The organism is Paraburkholderia sp. SIMBA_054 (assembly GCF_046534875.1).
Classification (GTDB): domain Bacteria; phylum Pseudomonadota; class Gammaproteobacteria; order Burkholderiales; family Burkholderiaceae; genus Paraburkholderia; species Paraburkholderia hospita.
In genome coordinates, this window is sequence record NZ_JAWRXV010000057.1 from 34,242 (window position 1) to 50,568 (window position 16,327).

15 protein-coding genes are annotated in these 16,327 nt (G+C 63.3%); 4 read left to right on the forward strand and 11 right to left on the reverse strand.

Annotation, left to right across the window (positions count from 1 at the left end; translation table 11 throughout):
* The first annotated feature begins 2 nt into the window (after positions 1–2).
* From SB822_RS42720 to SB822_RS42730, 3 genes are read left to right on the forward strand one after another with little or no spacing between them, the layout of a single operon-like run.
* Complete coding sequence (locus tag SB822_RS42720; protein ID WP_158660502.1) at positions 3–1,097, forward strand: FUSC family protein; 1,095 nt, start codon at positions 3–5, stop codon at positions 1,095–1,097.
* Positions 1,070–2,101 (forward strand): FUSC family protein, encoded by a 1,032-nt coding sequence (locus SB822_RS42725; RefSeq protein ID WP_158660503.1) that lies wholly within the window; start codon positions 1,070–1,072, stop codon positions 2,099–2,101. The genes SB822_RS42720 and SB822_RS42725 overlap by 28 nt, the downstream gene beginning before the upstream one ends.
* Before the next feature lies 1 nt (position 2,102).
* On the forward strand, positions 2,103–3,560 hold the full coding sequence (locus SB822_RS42730; RefSeq protein WP_090838484.1) for an MdtP family multidrug efflux transporter outer membrane subunit: 1,458 nt from the start codon (positions 2,103–2,105) through the stop codon (positions 3,558–3,560).
* Between the two features lie 14 nt (positions 3,561–3,574).
* Here SB822_RS42730 and astE read toward each other — a convergent pair whose 3' ends face one another.
* The 11 genes from astE to SB822_RS42785 form a co-directional block, all read right to left on the reverse strand.
* A complete protein-coding gene (gene astE, locus SB822_RS42735; protein WP_090838482.1) occupies positions 3,575–4,627 on the reverse strand; it encodes a succinylglutamate desuccinylase in 1,053 nt (350 codons plus the stop codon).
* The gene (astB, locus tag SB822_RS42740) at positions 4,611–5,960 is read right to left on the reverse strand and encodes an N-succinylarginine dihydrolase (RefSeq protein ID WP_090838480.1); all 1,350 of its coding nucleotides are present in this window, start codon (positions 5,958–5,960) and stop codon (positions 4,611–4,613) included. Before astB ends, astE begins: the two co-directional genes overlap by 17 nt.
* Positions 5,961–5,969: 9 nt before the next feature.
* Complete coding sequence (astD, locus tag SB822_RS42745; protein WP_090838478.1) at positions 5,970–7,433, reverse strand: succinylglutamate-semialdehyde dehydrogenase; 1,464 nt, start codon at positions 7,431–7,433, stop codon at positions 5,970–5,972.
* A gap of 8 nt (positions 7,434–7,441) precedes the next feature.
* On the reverse strand, positions 7,442–8,467 hold the full coding sequence (gene astA / locus SB822_RS42750; protein WP_090838476.1) for an arginine N-succinyltransferase: 1,026 nt from the start codon (positions 8,465–8,467) through the stop codon (positions 7,442–7,444).
* Positions 8,464–9,516, reverse strand: a complete 1,053-nt coding sequence (gene aruF / locus SB822_RS42755) for an arginine/ornithine succinyltransferase subunit alpha (RefSeq protein WP_007588376.1) — start codon at positions 9,514–9,516, stop codon at positions 8,464–8,466. Before aruF ends, astA begins: the two co-directional genes overlap by 4 nt.
* Positions 9,517–9,545: 29 nt before the next feature.
* On the reverse strand, positions 9,546–10,775 hold the full coding sequence (locus tag SB822_RS42760) for an aspartate aminotransferase family protein (protein WP_086914329.1): 1,230 nt from the start codon (positions 10,773–10,775) through the stop codon (positions 9,546–9,548).
* Between the two features lie 40 nt (positions 10,776–10,815).
* Positions 10,816–11,145: a hypothetical protein gene (locus SB822_RS42765; protein WP_410857510.1), complete on the reverse strand. Its 330-nt coding sequence runs from the start codon at positions 11,143–11,145 to the stop codon at positions 10,816–10,818.
* A 797-nt stretch (positions 11,146–11,942) separates the two neighbouring features.
* Complete coding sequence (locus SB822_RS42770) at positions 11,943–12,998, reverse strand: GlxA family transcriptional regulator (protein ID WP_410857511.1); 1,056 nt, start codon at positions 12,996–12,998, stop codon at positions 11,943–11,945.
* A 24-nt stretch (positions 12,999–13,022) separates the two neighbouring features.
* Entirely contained in the window at positions 13,023–13,814 is a 792-nt protein-coding gene (locus SB822_RS42775; RefSeq protein WP_410857512.1) for an ABC transporter ATP-binding protein, read from the reverse strand.
* Positions 13,815–13,875: 61 nt separating this feature from the next.
* Positions 13,876–14,586, reverse strand: coding sequence for an ABC transporter permease (locus SB822_RS42780; RefSeq protein ID WP_007738405.1), 711 nt, complete (start codon positions 14,584–14,586; stop codon positions 13,876–13,878).
* Positions 14,587–14,611: 25 nt separating this feature from the next.
* Positions 14,612–15,301, reverse strand: a complete 690-nt coding sequence (locus SB822_RS42785) for an ABC transporter permease (protein ID WP_009770427.1) — start codon at positions 15,299–15,301, stop codon at positions 14,612–14,614.
* Positions 15,302–15,711: 410 nt separating this feature from the next.
* Here SB822_RS42785 and SB822_RS42790 point away from each other — a divergent pair, with 410 nt between their 5' ends.
* The gene (locus SB822_RS42790) at positions 15,712–16,320 is read left to right on the forward strand and encodes a class I SAM-dependent methyltransferase (protein WP_410857513.1); all 609 of its coding nucleotides are present in this window, start codon (positions 15,712–15,714) and stop codon (positions 16,318–16,320) included.
* The last annotated feature ends 7 nt before the right edge of the window (positions 16,321–16,327 follow it).

Consider the following 16,327-nt stretch of genomic DNA (forward strand, 5'->3'; position numbering starts at 1 on the left):
CGATGAAACTGGCCGACTACGTGCCGGAGCCTCTCCAGGCTCTGGCGAGCTTTTTCCGTGAGGAACTGACCGAGGCGCGTCCCGGGCGCGTCGCTCAGGCAACCCAATTGGGCTCGCTCTGTCTGCTCGTCGTGTTTGTGTCGATGACACTGAGCGTGCCGATGATCGCGGTGTCCCTGATCGTGCTGTTTTACGGCGTACAGCAGAACGCGTTTTTTACCAGGGTCGTTGCCGTCGTATTCGTCGTCGCGACCGTGCTCGACGTCGGCTGCCTGTTTCTGGTGCTCAAATACGCTTACGGTTATCCGTTGATCCGCATTGCCGCAGCCAGCCTGATTCTGTTCGTCAGCATGTATCTGATGCGCGTGAACAAGCTTGGGCTGATGTTCTTCGCGGTTGCGCTGGTGGCCGCCTACGGTCAAACCATCCCCGATTCGCTGGACTTTCCGGAAATCGCGGTACGCGCTTTGATGTGGGCGGTCATCGCGGGCATGTATCCCGTTTTGCTCATGGTGATCGTGTGCGGCTTTCTGTTCCCTTCCCGTCCCGTCGCCCTGTTGCAGCGCGAATTGCATCGTCAGCTCTCCGATGTATCGGCGCGTCTCGAACAGATGCGCGGCGCGGCGCTAACGGACGCATCGGCGGCATCGCCTGCCACGCGCATCGAAAAAGACACACTGGCGCTGCAAGGGCTGCACACCTTCGCCACGTCGGACGACGCCGGCTATCGCGCGATCGCACCGTACTGGAAAGCGTGCATCGCCGCCGCCGGCTACCTGCGCGCGAAGACGAACGCACTCGCCGAACGCCCGCTCCCGATGGGCGATGCCGGACGTGCGCTTGTGAGCAGGCTGAGGGACGAAGTGGCGGCGCTGAACGCGTCAGTCGAGCGGGCCGAGCCGTATCGCGGCACATGGATACCGACCCATGCTGAGCGCGCAACCGCCACGACGTTCGGTCTGGACGGTCTATGCCATACCTTGCAGGATCTGACGCGTTTCGACTTCGGACAACCGGCGCCGAAGGCGCCAAAGGACGAAATGTTCGTCCCCGACTCGCTGACGAACCCGTGTATCTGCGCTTCGCGCTCAAGGTGACGCTGGCCGCATTGATCTGCTACGTGTTCTATCACGGCGCGCAGTGGGACGGCATCCATACCAGCCTGCTGACCTGCGTGATCGTCGCGTATCCCAGCACGGGCGCGTCGTTCCAGAAAATGATGCTGCGCTGTGGCGGCGCACTGATCGGCGCGCTGCTCGCTTTGCTCACGACCATCGTCATCATCCCCCGCCTCGACGGCATCTTTGGCTTTCTGCTGATGCTCGCCCCGATATTCTTCGCGGGTGCGTGGGTGGCCACGGGCTCCGAGCGCTCGTCCTATATCGGTACGCAGTTCGTGTTCACCTTCGCGATGGCCACGCTGGAAAACGGGTTCCGTCCGTCTGCCGATCTGGGCGAGATTCGCGACCGCGCGATCGGCATCCTGATTGGCATCGTCGTGTCGGCCGTGGTCTACACGTTCATCTGGCCCGAGAGCGAGGTGAATACGATCCGCCAGAAACTCGCCGATGCGCTGCGCGAAGCAGGCAAGCTCATTCGTCACCCCGAGTGTGCGGGCGGTTCCGAACAGCTGGGCTATCTGCAACAACGCGTGGCCTGCTGGAACGCGCTCAAGAACTGCGAAGACATGGTGGAGCGCGTGGCAATGGAAGTCAACCTGCCATCCGCCACGCGACAAGCGATGCTGCAACGCACGCGCGACGTTCTGGATGGCGGCCGGCAGATTGTCGATCAATGGGACGTCTTGCGTGACAGGCTGGGTGCCGAAGGCCATGAAGAACCTGTCGCAGATCAGGCATGGGACGCGTGGCGTCAGCAGGCAGCAGAAGCACTCGACCACTACGCCGACGGGCTGGCTGCGCAGCCGCCCGTGGCTGCCCCGCCCCGCTCGCTGCCCGTTGCTCCATCCGCCAACCCGCCATCGCCCCTCGCCACACAAGCGTGGCAACTGGCCACGCAGATTATCGAACTACCGGATTGGACGACGACGGTTGCTTCCGGCATCGACACCGCCGCTACGCAACCGGGAAAGAGCATTTGACATGGCAAACTCACTCTCTCGCTTCAGGCTCGACATACTGATCTGCTGCACAGCGTTGCTGTCGGGCTGCGCGTTAATCCACAACGACACTGCGCCGCACGTGCAGATCGCGCCCGAACAGATCCGGCTTGCCGACGACATCCATCTCGCCCACGACGGCTGGCCCGACGCCCAATGGTGGAAGCGCTACGACGACCCGCAACTCGACACGCTGATCCAGCGCGCCCTGGCAGGCTCTCCGACTATCGCGATGGTGCGCACGCGTGTCACTCAGGCGGGGTCCCAGGCGGACGTGCTCCGTGCCGGCACGGGCCTGCAAATGGCCGCGTTCGCGCTGATCAACGAGCAACGCGCATCGGCAAACGGTTTTCTGGGTCCTTATGCGCTGAATCTGCCGCGTCTCGGCATCACCGGTCCGTGGTACACGGAAGGCGCGCTCGGGGCGGTCGCCGATCTGAATATCGATTTGTGGGGCATGCACCGTTCGGCCGTCGAAGCCGCGCTCGGTGTGCAAAATGCGCGGATCGCCGAAACGGCCGCCGCGGAACTGGACATTTCGTCTGGCATCGCACAGCTCTACTACAGCATGCAGACCACGTACCGGATGCTCGATTTGCTGCAACAAACGAGGGATGCACTCGACTACGCGGTCGACGCGCATCGAGGCAAGGTCCAGCACGGACTGGAAGCGAACACGCCATTGCATGGCGCGCGCGCGCAAGTGCTGGCCGTCGACCGCCAGATCGTTGCAGCACAAGGACAGGTCAAGGAACTGCGCGAATCGATCCGGGCGCTGGTCGGCGCGGGACCCGATGATCTGAACGACATCCACCCCGTGCCGTTGCCGCAAGTGGAAGCGAGCCTGCCACGTACGCTGCAATACGAACTGCTCGCCCGACGCCCCGATCTTCAGGCCATGCGCTGGTACGTGCAATCGTCCTTCAGCCAGATCGATGCCGCCAAGGCCGCTTTTTATCCCAGTCTGGACATCAAGGCGTTGATCGGTCTCGACTCGCTTCACCTCGACAAGCTCTTTCGCAGCGCCAGTCAACAGATCAACCTGATACCGGGTCTCTACCTGCCGATCTTCGACGGCGGCCGTCTGAACGCCAACCTGCATGGCACGCGCGCCGCCAGCGACATGCTGATCGAGCAATACAATCAGGCGGTGCTCAACGCCGTGCGCGACGTCGCCGTCAGCAGCAACCGTCTGCAGGCGCTTGATGACGAGCGCGCACTCCAGATGGAAAAGATCGGCGCAACCCGATTCGCGCAAGAATCAGCCGAGGCGTACTACACGCGTGGTCTCGCGAGCCGTCAGATTGCAACCGAGGCCCGCCTGCCCGTGCTGGCTGAACAGATGGCGCTTTTGCTGCTCGATGGCCAGCGCCTTGAGCAAGGTATCGCGTTGACGAAAGCGCTGGGTGGCGGCTATACGAGCGACACCGCCAAACCTTGAACTGCCCGCCCGGGCTACGCGAGTTGCGAGTGCGTTTGGTCCGTCGTCTCGACAACCAGAAGCCCCGCCCGCAATCCAGGCTTCACAGTCGCGTTGGGAAACACGATGCGCTCCTCGTCGTGGCGCACGACATAGCGATAATCGCCATCGCGCGCGAGAACCGTATCGCGCGTGAAGGCCGTGAAATTGGCCACGTCTTTCGCGAGCAACAACTCGAACGAATCGCTTTGCTTGGTGATCTGATCGATGACGGTAAAGACACGCGGCAGCGGCAAGGAAGCATCGCCTGGCTCACCGGCAATCAGCTGGCGCAACGCTGTATCGGCGGAGGCAAATCGCGCAAGATCGTTCTGCCCGAAGGGACGAACCTTCCCCAGCTCCAGCGTGCAGGCATCCGCACCGCAAACCTCGGAGGTGAAATGCGAGTACGTATTGCCTTTGGTGGTATGCAAGAGCACAGCCGCTATCCGCGCATCACGCAGCCATTCGAACATCGCGCGCGACAACGGCGCACCCGTATGCGGCAGCAGCGCGAACTGCTCGAACACGGAAGCGCGAATCGCAGTGTGCAGATCGACATGCCATCGCGCGCCTGGCGCGTCGGATGCCTCGGCGAAAAACTGCTGCGCGATACGCTCCAGCGCCACTGCACGCGGCGCCTCGTGACTCGTGGGCAACTGCGCATGACGTCCGCTGAACAGCCGGTTTAGATCGTCGTCGATATAACGGCACGACTCGCGCATCGCCTGCACGTTGCCGAGTATCACCAGCACCCGGCAAGCAAGCGCAGCGCGTCCCTGTGCGATGTCGCGCACCACAAACGACAGCAGTTCGATCGGCGCGGTCTCGTCGCCATGAATGCCCGCCGACGCCAGCACGCTGCGACCCTCGCCATCCGCCAACCCGGCGGGCTCGAACTGCAGCACACCGTCGTCGATCCATGCCCAACGCACGCCGTTCGCGCACACGCCCTCGCGCGCATCGTCGGCGGGCCGATGGCCGGCCAGCGTGAACGCGAGGAAATCGTCGAGCATCGCCGGCACGGACGGATTAGCGCTGGAAGTCATACAGCGAACCCAGACCAAGAATCTGCGTCAGTTCATCGAGGGCCGTGCGCGACTCGATCAGCAATTTCGGATCGGCGAGATCGGTCGGCGCGAGGCGGTCGCGATAGTGCGTCTCGATCCATGCATCGAGACGCGTGAAGAGCTTGTCATCGATCCACACGCCCGGCGCCACCGCGCCCCGCTCCGCTTCGTTCAGCACGACACGCAAGCGCAGGCAGGCCGGGCCGCCGCCGTTCTTCATGCTCTCGCGCAGATCGAACACCAGTACATCGTCGATGGGCGCCGTGCTGGCGACCAGCTCGTCGAGATAAGCCGCCACGCGCGGATTCTCACGGGACTCCTGCGGCACGACCAGCACCTGCTTGCCGCTGGTTCCGTCGTTGAGCAACAGCAACTGGCTGTTGAACAGATACGACGACACGGCATCGGCGACGCTCACCTGCGCATCCGGCACTTCGATCACGTTGAACTCGCCGTTGAACTTCGAGAGCTTCGAACGCAGTTCGTCGTACACAGCCTTTTGCTCGACAAACGCAAGCTGATGGCAGAACAGCGTGCGCGCATTGCCAACCGCGATCACATCGTTATGAAACACGCCCGCGTCGATCACTTCGGGCGTCTGTTGCGCGTACACGGTCGCGTCGTCGGCAAGACCGTGACGGTGCGCAACCGCGCGGCTCGCCTCGAACGTCTGACGCGCGGGATAGCGCTTCGGCTCCGGCCCGCGGCGATATTCGCTGCGTCCGTACACGAAGAACTCGACGCCCTTCGCGCCATATTCCGCGCAAAAACGCGTGTGGTTCGCCGCGCCTTCGTCGCCGAGCGCGGGCGTGCCGGGCAATGCCTCGTGCACGACGAAGTGTGATGGGTCGGCGAAAATCGCGCGCAGCGTGCGGCGCGTCGCTTCATGCTCGATCGCGCGATGCAGCTTGCTGGTCAGGTTCGCGGGCGTGAAATGCACGCGGCCATCCTGCGTATCCGCCGAGGGGCTGACCGTCGCAGCATTCGCCGTCCACATCGCGGATGCGGAACTCGCCGCCGCGAGCAGCTCCGGCGCGTTCTTCGCGACGCGCTCGATCACGCTCGCGTCGTCGCCGGAAAAACCGAGCTCGCGCAACAGGCGTATCGACGGGCGCTCTTGCGGCGGCAGCACGCCCTGTTTGAAACCGAGGTCCGCGAGCTGCTTCATCTTGCGCAGGCCCTGCTTGGCAGCGGCCTTCGGGTTCGCGACGGACTTGTCGTTGTTCTGCGACGCGACGTTGCCGAACGACAGCCCCGCGTAGTTGTGGGTCGGTCCGACAAGTCCGTCGAAATTGGCTTCAGTGGCTTGCATCGTCGATCCTTAGAAATGAAGACCCGGCGACACGCTCGCGGGCATTTGCAGTTGCGCGCTTTCGACAGAGGCCATCGGGTACGCACAGTAATCGGCCGCGTAGTACGCGCTCGGCCGGTTGTTGCCCGAGCGGCCCGTGCCGCCGAACGGCGCCGCCGAAGAAGCGCCATTGGTCGGCCGGTTCCAGTTCACGATGCCGGCGCGGATCGCGCGCTGGAAGTGCGTCCACAGCGCTTCGTCGTCGGCGAGCAAGCCCGCGGACAGGCCGAACTCCGTGTCGTTCGCACCCGAGATCGCTTCGTCGAACGAGCCGTAACGGACGATCTGCGCGAGCGGCCCGAAGTGTTCTTCGTCCGGCAGGTTCGTCACATTCGTGACGTCGAGAATGGCGGGAGAAACGAATCCGAGCTTCGGATCGCGCTGCTCCATCTTCAGCAGCGGCTTCGCGCCATCCGCAATCAGACGTTCCTGCGCTTCGACCAGACGCGCCGCCGCACGCGCCGAAATCACCGCGCCCATGTACGGCTGCGGATCGGCGTTGTACTCGCCCACGGCAATGCGCGAACTCACTTCGACGAGACGCGCGAGGAACTGATCGCCGAACGCGTCGTTCGGCACGAAGATGCGGCGCGCGCACGTGCAGCGCTGCCCTGCCGACAGGAACGCCGATTGAATCGTGTGATGCACGGCGGCATCGAGATCGGCGACGGGCGCGACCACGAGCGGATTGTTGCCACCCATCTCCAGCGCGAGCACGATCTCGGGACGGCCGCCGAACTGCTTGTGCAGCAGCGTGCCCGTGTCGGAACTGCCCGTGAAGAACAGGCCGTCGATCTGGCGATGGTTCGCGAGCGCAACGCCCGTGTCCTTCTCGCCCTGCACGAGGCTCAGCACGCCCGCGGGCAGGCCTGCATCGCGCCACACCTCGACGGTCAAGCGCGCCACGCCCGGCGCGAGTTCCGAAGGCTTGAACACGACCGCGTTGCCCGCGATCAGCGCTGGCACGATATGTCCGTTCGGCAAATGGCCGGGGAAGTTGTACGGCCCGAACACAGCGACGACGCCATGCGGACGATGACGAAGCACTGCTGTGCCGTCGGCCATCGCGGCGCGCCGCTCGCCCGTGCGTTCGTTGTACGACTGGACCGAGATGTCGACCTTCGCCGCCATCGTCGCGACTTCCGTGCGCGCTTCCCACAAAGGCTTGCCCGTTTCGCGGCCAATCGCCTCGGCAATCGATTCCTTGCGCTCGTTGATCAACGCAGCGAAGCGGCGCACGACAGCGACGCGCTCGTCGAGGCTAACGGCCGACCACAACGCGAACGCACGGCGCGCGCTCATCACGGCGCGATCGACGTCTTCCGCCGACGCGCTATTGCCTTCCCACACCGTCGCGCCCGTGCCCGGGTTGCGCGATGCGAATGCGTGTCCTGTGCCGGCGACCCATTCGCCGTCGATGAAAAGCTCGCTCATGTCAGTCCTTATTTCTGTTTCAGGGGCAGCACGCGCACCGGCTCGCCTGCCTTCACGTTCAAAGCCACCGCTTCGTCCGCCGTCAGACGGAACACGCCGTGGTCCACGACACCCGCCGCGACGCCCGTGCGGAAATCGTCCAGCGACGTGTTCGAGACGAGCGAACGGGGGCCGCCCTCCTGCGCTGCGACGGCAGCAATCTCGACGGGCACGACGACGCTCTCGCGCACCGTGCGCAGATCGGCGACGTGGCATTCGAGCACAGGACCCGCATCGAAAATATCGACGTGATTCTCGTAACGCAGCCCTTCCGCTTCGAGCATCTTGCGCGCAGGCAACGTGTCGCTATGCGTGAGGCCGATGGCCTGCTGCGCTTCGTCGGGCAGCAGTTCGACGTACACGGGAAAACGCGGCATCAGCTCCGCGAGGAACGACTTGCGGCCGTGCGAGCTGAGATAGTCGGCGGCATTGAAATCGATCTGATAAAAATGCGAGCCGACCGCGCGCCAGAACGGCGACGTACCGTCGGAATCGAAATGGCCGCGCAGCTCCGCGCAGATGCGCTGCGGAAAGCGCTCGCGAAACTGCGCGATGAACATGAAGCGCGAGCGCGACAGCAGACCACCCACGCCATGTGCGCGATAACGCGGGCTGAGAAACAGCGAGCACACTTCCGCGTAGCCCGTCAGGTCGTGCGAGATGTTGAGCGCACGCATGCGCGTCCAGATGCCGAGATCCTGCGACGCATGCACGACCGTGCTCACGCGATAGTTATAAAACGGCTGCTCGAGTCCCACGGCTGTTTCGATCCCGCAGACACCGGCAATGTCCTTCGTCTGCGAATCTTCCATCACGAAGAAGTAACCCTTTTCGTGCGGCACGGCCTTGTCTTCGAGCGTGCGACGCACGCGCTCGACGCGCTCGGCGAGCGCATCGCGATCCGGCTTGAAGGTCGTGAGACCGGGACCCGTCTCCTGAGCGAGCGCGACGAGCGCGTCCACATCGCCCGTCTGCACGACGCGAACGACGATCATTGTGCTTCTCCCGTGGTGTGTGTCGGTTCCTGCTGATGCAGCGGCACGCAGCGCACCGTATCGCCGTCCTGCACGTCGAGCGCATGGCGCGCGGCAGCCGGCAGCGGCGCGCCGCCGTCCGTCTGCGCGGGCAGATCGGCGAGCACGCAGCGGAATTCGCCCGGCTTGTTGCTCGCGATCAGATACGTCGCGCCCTGTTGCGCCGATGTTTCGTGCACGGTGCGCGTCTCGTTGCGCTTCACGCACGCGCTGCGTTCTATTTGCGCGGTCAGCACGGGGCCGGCATCGAAGATATCGACGTAGCGGTCCGTCTCGAAGCCTTCTTCCATGTGGATGTCGTACGCGAGCAGCGCCTTTTCGTCGGGCTCGCCGAGCACGCGCTGCGCAGCTTCGGGCAACAGCGGCACATAGATCGGATAGCTCGGCATCACTTCCGCGATGAACGTGCTGCTGCGGCCGCCCGACTGCACTTCGATATCGGCGAAATTGCGGCCGAAGAACTTGCGGCCCACGGCTTCCCAGAACGGCGACACGCCCGTATCGTCCGTCACGCCGAGCAGCAGCGAGAACACTTCGGACGTGAAGCGCTTGCGGTTCGCGGCGATGTACATCATCCGCGCACGCGACATCAGATGCGCGGCGGCATCGCCGCGCATCGCCGGGTCGATATAGAAACCGGCGAGACGGCTCTTGCCCGTCAGTTCATGCGACATCGTCAGCGCGTGAATCTTGCGGTTAACGTGCAGTTCGCGCGACGCGTGAATGAGGGCGTCGTTGCGGAACACGTAGAACGGCTCCGAATAGCCCGCTGCCGCGACGATGCTCGACGTGCCGTGCAGCTTGCCCGTCTCGCTGTCTTCCAGCACGAAGAGATAGAACTCCTCGCCCGGAAAATCGACTTCCGCGCGAAACGAGTCTTCCGACAACGCGACGCGCGCCTCCAGCGCGCGCCGGTCGTGCGGCAGCGAGTGCAGCACGGGCTGCGCGGTGCGCGCCATCTGTTGCAACGCGTCGAGATCGGCCAGGCGGCCAGGGCGGACGAAGAGCATCGTGGTCTCGTGTAATGTGGCTTGAAGGATTACTTCGCGAGCGCTGTTGCGCCGACGACTTCCTCGATCGCCTTTTCGAAGCGCGCGAGACCTTCGTTCATGTCGTCAGCGGAAATGATCAGCGACGGCGCGAAACGCAGCACATCGGGACCGGCCATCAGCATGATGACGCCGTGCTTGCCGGCTGCCGTGACGAAGTCTTTCGCGCGGCCCTTGAAAGCTTCCGTGAGTTCCATGCCGATCAGCAGACCCTTGCCGCGCACGTCCTTGAAGATGCCGAAGCGTTCGTTGATCTTCGCGAGCGTCGCCTTGAACTGTTCGCTGCGCGCGCGCACGCCCTCCAGTAGTTTCGGGTCGCTGACGAGATCGACCACTTTCAGCGCGATCGCTGTCGCGAGCGGATTGCCGCCGTATGTGGTGCCGTGCACGCCGACCTTGAAGTGGGCGGCGAGTTCGTTCGTGGTCAGCATCGCGCCGATCGGGAAGCCGTTGCCGAGCGCCTTCGCGGTGGTCAGGATGTCGGGCGTGACGCCCGTGTCCTGATACGCATAAAAGAAGCCCGTACGGCCGACGCCCGTTTGCACTTCGTCGAAAATCAGCAGTGCGTTGTGCTGGTCGCAGGCTTCGCGCAGCGCTTTCAGGAACGCGGGATCGGCGGGGATCACGCCGCCTTCACCCTGCACCGGCTCGACGATCACCGCGCAGGTTTTCGGGCCGATCGCGGCGCGCGCCGCTTCGATATCGTTGTAAGGCAGGTGCCTGATGCCGGCGGGCACAGGGCCGAAGCCTTCCGAGTACTTCGGCTGTCCGCCGACGCTCACCGTGAAGAACGTGCGGCCGTGGAACGACTGGGTGAACGAGACGATTTCGTCCTTCTGCGCGCCGTGGCGGTCGAAGGCGACGCGGCGCGCGAGTTTCAGGGCGGCTTCGTTGGCTTCCGCGCCAGAGTTCGCGAAGAACGCGCGGTCGGCGAAAGTCAGCTCTTCGAGGCGTTTTGCGAGGCGCAGGACGGGCTCGTTCGTGTAACCGTTACCGATATGCCACAGCTTGGCGCCCTGATCGTGAAGAACCTTCAGCAGTTCGGGATGCGCGTGGCCCAGCGCCGTGACGGCGATGCCGCCCGCGAAGTCGATGTAGTCCTTGCCTTGCGTGTCCCATACGCGGGAACCGGCGCCGCGGTCCGGTACGAAAGACGCTGGCGCGAAGACGGGGACCATGACTTCGTCGAAGGTCTGGCGGGTGACATTTTGGTCGTGCATGGCGGGGCCTCGGGGTTTGGTCACTTTGACGGTTCTTAGTTTAGGTGACAGTGGGCGGGGCGTCTTGCGTGGAAGCGACGGGTTCTTTTTTTATGTCTGCGACGCTGGGGGTGGGTTGGGGTTTTTTGTTGCCTTGCGGCGATGGGCGGTTTGCCTGGTTTTTGCTGGCATCCGAGGGTGAGCCTTCGCGGCGCGGGCGTTGCCGGTCGGTGTTTTGCTCTTTTCGCTGGCATCCGTGTTGCGCCATCGCGGCGCGGGCGGTTTGGTTTGCTTGTGTTTTCTCTGGCATCCGCGTTTTCCCTTCGTGGCACGGCCGGTTTGGTTGTTCTAGCCCTTGCGCTGGCATCCGCGATTTGCCTTCGTGCTTCAAGCGTCGCCCCTGTGCGGGGCGGCACCTACTTTTCTTTGCCGCCGCAAAGAAAAGTAGGCAAAAGAAAGCGGCTAACACCGCCAACATTTCTTCTTGCCTGAGGGCCCCCAACCGGTCCCACGCCTCACACGGCAACATCTCTGTTGGCGCCCGTTGCCAACGCACTGAATGAGCGCCTCACCCACTTCAAACACCCGCGCAAGGGCTGGCGGCAGCGAATGGTTTCTGCCGCCCAGGTGGCAAACTGTGTGTAGGTTGCCGCGGCGTATAGCTTGGCGCTCTTACATAGCGGACGCGCGTGCTATCGGGTTCGAAGTGAGGCGTGTGTGGCGCTACGGCCTACACACAGTTTGCCACCTGGGCGGCGGAGGACTATCTGGCACGGCGTGCTGCGACGCGGGTGCATGAAGCGGGTGCATGAAGCGGGTGAGGCGTACAGAGAGAGCGTTGGCAACGCACGATAACAACTGTGTTACCGCGTGAAAGACGGGGCCGTTGGGGGCCCTCAGGCAGGAAGAAGAGTTGGCGGTGTGAGCCGCTTTCTTTTGCCTACTTTTCTTTGCGGCGGCAAAGAAAAGTAGGTGCCGCCCCGCACAGGGGCGACGCATGAAGCACGAAGGCAAAACGCGGATGCCAGCGCAAGGGCTAGAACAACCAAACCGGCCGTGCCACGAACGCAAAACGCGGATGCCAGCGCAAAGGCAAACACACCGCGCCGAAGCTCGCGCAGCAAACACCGTAGCGCGGATGCCAGCGCAAACACCAGCAAACCACCCCAGCGTCGCAAGACAAAAAACCTAAACCTCTTGATCCGGCGGCTCAATCAACGCCGCGGGCCGCGGCTCGCTAATCGCCGCACTGCCACCGCTGCCATGCTGCTTCTCGATGAAATTCCTCCGCTCTTCACGCGGCGTAACGCCAAATTTTTCCCGATAAGCATTAGAAAAATGCGCAGCAGAAGAAAACCCACATGCAAGGCTAATCTGCACAACAGACTTACTAGTCCGCTGCAACTGCGTCCGCGCCTTCGCAAGGCGCAAACCGAGGTAATACTTCGACGGCATCGACCCAAGATACTGCCGAAACAGCCGCTCCAGCTGCCGACGCGAAACGCCAACAAGCCCAGCTATCTCATCCGAAGTCAGCGGATCCTCAATATTCGCTTCCATCAACAGCAAAGCATCATTCAACCGAGGATGCCGCTCGCCCGGCGCCGTCACGAACGGAATCCGCTGACGCTCTTCACCGGACCGCAGCACGCCAACGCCTAAAGTATCGGCGATACGGTCAGCCAGCTCCGGCCCGTGCTCACGCCCAATCATGGCCAGCATGAAATCAACCGTCGCCTGCCCACCCACGCAGGTCGCGCGATCACGATCGATCTCGAAGATCTGCTGCGTAACGATCGACCGCTCGAATTGCTCGGTGAACTGCTGATACGTCTCCCAGTTCACACTCACGCGATAGCCGGAGAGTTGCCCCGCCATCGCCAGCCACCACACGCCGTGGTGAATACCCGTCACAAGCGGCGTACGCTGCCCAACCCGCGACAGACTGGCAAGAAACATCCGGTAATCCGCAAACTGCTGAAAGCGCTCACTAACGAGAACCAGCCAGTCGCATGAAATCGCATCGCCGAATGCGGCATCGGCAGGCCACTGCGCGCCGCCCGCGAGCGGCACCGGCCGGCCGTCCCACGAGCACACCTGCCAGCGGTACAACGCGCGGCCATCAATCTCATTCGCAAGATTCAGCGCATCGACAATAGGCCCCACGCCCGACATCGAAACGGGTGGCAACGCGACAATCGCGACCTGAGTCGTGCGTGCCGGACTGGACGACGGACGTGGCATTAACGTGTGCTGCGGGACGCCCGCTTACTTGAGACTGCCCGACAGGAACTGCTTCAGCCGCTCGCTCTTCGGCGTGGCCAGCACCTCGGACGGCACGCCTTCTTCCTCCGTGCGGCCCTGATGCAGGAACATCACATGGTTCGACACGTTGCGCGCAAAGCCCATTTCGTGCGTCACGACGATCATCGTGCGGCCTTCTTCAGCGAGCTTCTGCATCACCTTCAGTACTTCGCCGACCAGCTCGGGATCGAGCGCGGAAGTCGGCTCGTCGAACAGCATCACGTCCGGGTTCATCGCCAGCGCGCGCGCAATCGCCACACGCTGCTGCTGCCCGCCCGACAGATGCGACGGATACTGCTTCTCCAGACGCGGTGCAAGACCGACCTTCTCCAGATACTCGCGCGCGCGCTCTTCGGCTTCCTTGCGCGACAGGCCGAGCACGTGAATCGGCGCCTCGACCACGTTCTCCAGCACGTTCATGTGCGCCCACAAGTTGAAGTGCTGGAACACCATCGCGAGCTTCGTGCGGATGCGCTGCAGCTGCTTGTGATCCGCGACCTCGAAGTTGCCGTGACGATCGACCTTCGTGCGCACCGCTTCGCCATCGACGACGATCTGACCGGCGTTCGGCCGCTCGAGAAAATTGATGCAGCGCAGGAACGTACTCTTGCCCGACCCGCTCGCACCGATGATGCTGATCACGTCGCCCTTGTTGGCATTCAGCGAGACGCCCTTCAGCACTTCGTTATCGCCATAGCGCTTGTGGATGTCCTGCACGGCGAGCTTGCAGGCTTCCGTTTGAGTCGTGTGGAGCAAGGTGCTCTCCCAGAGTGAAGACGGGTGAAACGGTGCTTACGTATTACGGGCTCTCGGCCGGTCAACGCCGCACGGCCAGATACGCAAGCCAGTGGCGCTCGGCGCGCCGGAACAACGCAACCAGCGCGAACGATACAGCAAGATAAATCAGCGCCGCGAGCCCGAAAGCCTCGAACGAGCGGTACGTCGCGGAGTTCGCATCGCGTGCGACCTTCAGCACGTCGGGTACGGTCGCGGTGAAGGCGACGGTGGTCGCGTGCAGCATCAGGATCACTTCGTTACTGTACAACGGCAGCGCGCGGCGCAGCGCGGACGGTATCACAATCCGCCGGTACATCGTGAACCAGCTCATGCCATAGGCGCGCGCGGCTTCGACCTCGCCGTGCGAGGTCGCGCGAATCGCGCCCGCGAAGATCTCCGTGGTGTACGCACAGGTGTTCAATGCGAACGCGAGAATCGCGCAGTGAAACCCGCTGCGGAAGAACGAATCGAGCAGCGCATGCGAGCGCACGAACTCGAGGCTGTAAATGCCCGTGTAGATCAGCAGCAACTGCACATAGAGCGGCGTGCCGCGAAACACGTAGGTGTAGAGGCGCACGGGCGTCGACAGCCAGCGCTTTCTCGATACCCGCGCCACAGCTAGCGGAATCGACGTCACAAAACCGATGCCGATCGATGCGACCAGCAGCCACAATGTGACGGCAAGACCCGAGATACGTTGCCCGTCCCAGTAGAGGAACGCGCGCCAGAACTGGTTGAGAATGTCGATCATGATCGTCTCCTGCGCGTGGCGCGAATTAGAGTTCGGCGTGTCGAACGCCGATCGAATAGCGCTTCTCCAGCCAGATCAGCACGAGGTTCGACACGGTCGTGATGGCCAGATAGATCGCCGCGGCAACGAGGATGAAGAAGAACATGTTGAACGTGCTCTTGCCGGCGTCCTGCGCGGCCTTGACGACATCGGCGAGTCCGATGATCGACACCAGCGCCGTCGCCTTCACGAGCACCTGCCAGTTGTTGCCGATGCCCGGCAGCGCGAAGCGCATCATCTGCGGGAACATGATGCGGGCGAATACGCGCGCGCCGCTCATACCGTATGCCGCGCCCGCTTCGAGCTGGCCGCGCGGCACGGCGAGAAACGCGCCGCGAAAGGTCTCGGTGAAATACGCGCCGTAGATGAAGCCGAGCGTCAGCACGCCCGCGACGAACGGGTCGATGTCGAATTGCGGCAGGTTCAACGCGTCGGTCAGGTTATTGACGGCGATCTGGATGCTGTAGAACAGCAGCAGCATGAGAACCAGGTCGGGCACCGAACGGATCAGCGTCGTGTAGCCCGTCGCGATCGCGCGCATCGGCCGGCTCAACGACAGCTTCGCCGCCGCGCCGACCAGCCCCAGCACGACGGCCGTCGCCAGAGAAAGAACCGACAGCTCGATCGTCTTGATCGTGCCTTCGAGGAGCACCGGGCCAAAGCCATATAAGAACACGCGTGTCTCCTTTGAGGTTATCCGGACAGCCACAACGAACTGCGGCATGGCGCGGATACTCGCAAGCAAAAATAAATTGCTCAAACCGGGACATGCGCTTGTTGTGCATCGCAACATCCGCGAAGGCGCTGCATGGCGGGCGTTGGACGCCCGGTATAGCGGGCGCTATCTGTTTGTAAGCGGATGGTGCGCGCATTGCGTGTGCCGCGAATTAGCAAGTTTGCGGTCGCTTTTTCGATAGACGCGCGAAGCCGCCCGCATGCTCGCAAACCCGCGCCGATTGGGGCTTTCCCTGAAAGACAGCCGCATCCGATACTGCCAGGCGCTTCCCGTGGAAGCCGTCCCGACGCACCCGCGTTAGACTGGCTTCTTCCTTCGACACCCGACGCTTCTGCGACAAGGATCGCCGCATGACACTTCGCCCCGACTCCACGACGCTCGACGCCTACACTCACGACGCCGCCCGCTACTCGCGCGAATGGCTCGACCAGCCGCCGCCCGACGACATGTATGCGCTGTGGGAAAACCATCTGCTGCCGACGGGCAAGACGGCCGATATCGGCTGTGGCAACGGGCGCGACGCCGCATGGCTCGCGGACCATGGGTATCGCGTGACGGGGTTCGATGCGTCGGAGGGTTTGCTCGAAGAAGCGCGGCGGCTCTATCCGCAGATTGCGTTTCGCACCGCGACGCTGCCGTCGCTCGCCGAGATCGACGAGCAGTTCGACAACGTGGTCTGCGAAACCGTGCTGATGCATCTGCCCGTGGACGCCATCACCGATGCCGTCGACAACCTCGTGCGCATCCTGCGGCCCAACGGCATGCTGTATCTGTCGTGGCGCGTGACGGAGGGCGTGGACGCGCGCCAGCCGGATGGACGGCTTTACTCGGCGTTCGAGCCGTCGCTCGTCACGGACGCGCTGACCAGCTGCGTGATCCTGTTCGCCGACGACACGACGAGCGCCAGTTCCGGCAAACGCGTGTGCCGCATCATCGCGGCGAAGCGGTCCGAGGACTGAGCACGTA

What these genes read in the sequence shown, in the direction of transcription:
- astA (WP_090838476.1), bottom strand. Translation starts at nt 8,467, where the DNA reads ATGATCGTCGTTCGCGTCGTGCAGACGGGCGATGTGGACGCGCTCGTC.
- SB822_RS42730 (WP_090838484.1), top strand. Translation starts at nt 2,103, where the DNA reads ATGGCAAACTCACTCTCTCGCTTCAGGCTCGACATACTGATCTGCTGC.
- SB822_RS42790 (WP_410857513.1), top strand. Translation starts at nt 15,712, where the DNA reads ATGACACTTCGCCCCGACTCCACGACGCTCGACGCCTACACTCACGAC.
- SB822_RS42780 (WP_007738405.1), bottom strand. Translation starts at nt 14,586, where the DNA reads ATGATCGACATTCTCAACCAGTTCTGGCGCGCGTTCCTCTACTGGGAC.
- astE (WP_090838482.1), bottom strand. Translation starts at nt 4,627, where the DNA reads ATGACTTCCAGCGCTAATCCGTCCGTGCCGGCGATGCTCGACGATTTC.
- astD (WP_090838478.1), bottom strand. Translation starts at nt 7,433, where the DNA reads ATGAGCGAGCTTTTCATCGACGGCGAATGGGTCGCCGGCACAGGACAC.
- SB822_RS42760 (WP_086914329.1), bottom strand. Translation starts at nt 10,775, where the DNA reads ATGCACGACCAAAATGTCACCCGCCAGACCTTCGACGAAGTCATGGTC.
- astB (WP_090838480.1), bottom strand. Translation starts at nt 5,960, where the DNA reads ATGCAAGCCACTGAAGCCAATTTCGACGGACTTGTCGGACCGACCCAC.
- SB822_RS42720 (WP_158660502.1), top strand. Translation starts at nt 3, where the DNA reads ATGAAACTGGCCGACTACGTGCCGGAGCCTCTCCAGGCTCTGGCGAGC.
- SB822_RS42770 (WP_410857511.1), bottom strand. Translation starts at nt 12,998, where the DNA reads ATGCCACGTCCGTCGTCCAGTCCGGCACGCACGACTCAGGTCGCGATT.
- aruF (WP_007588376.1), bottom strand. Translation starts at nt 9,516, where the DNA reads ATGCTCTTCGTCCGCCCTGGCCGCCTGGCCGATCTCGACGCGTTGCAA.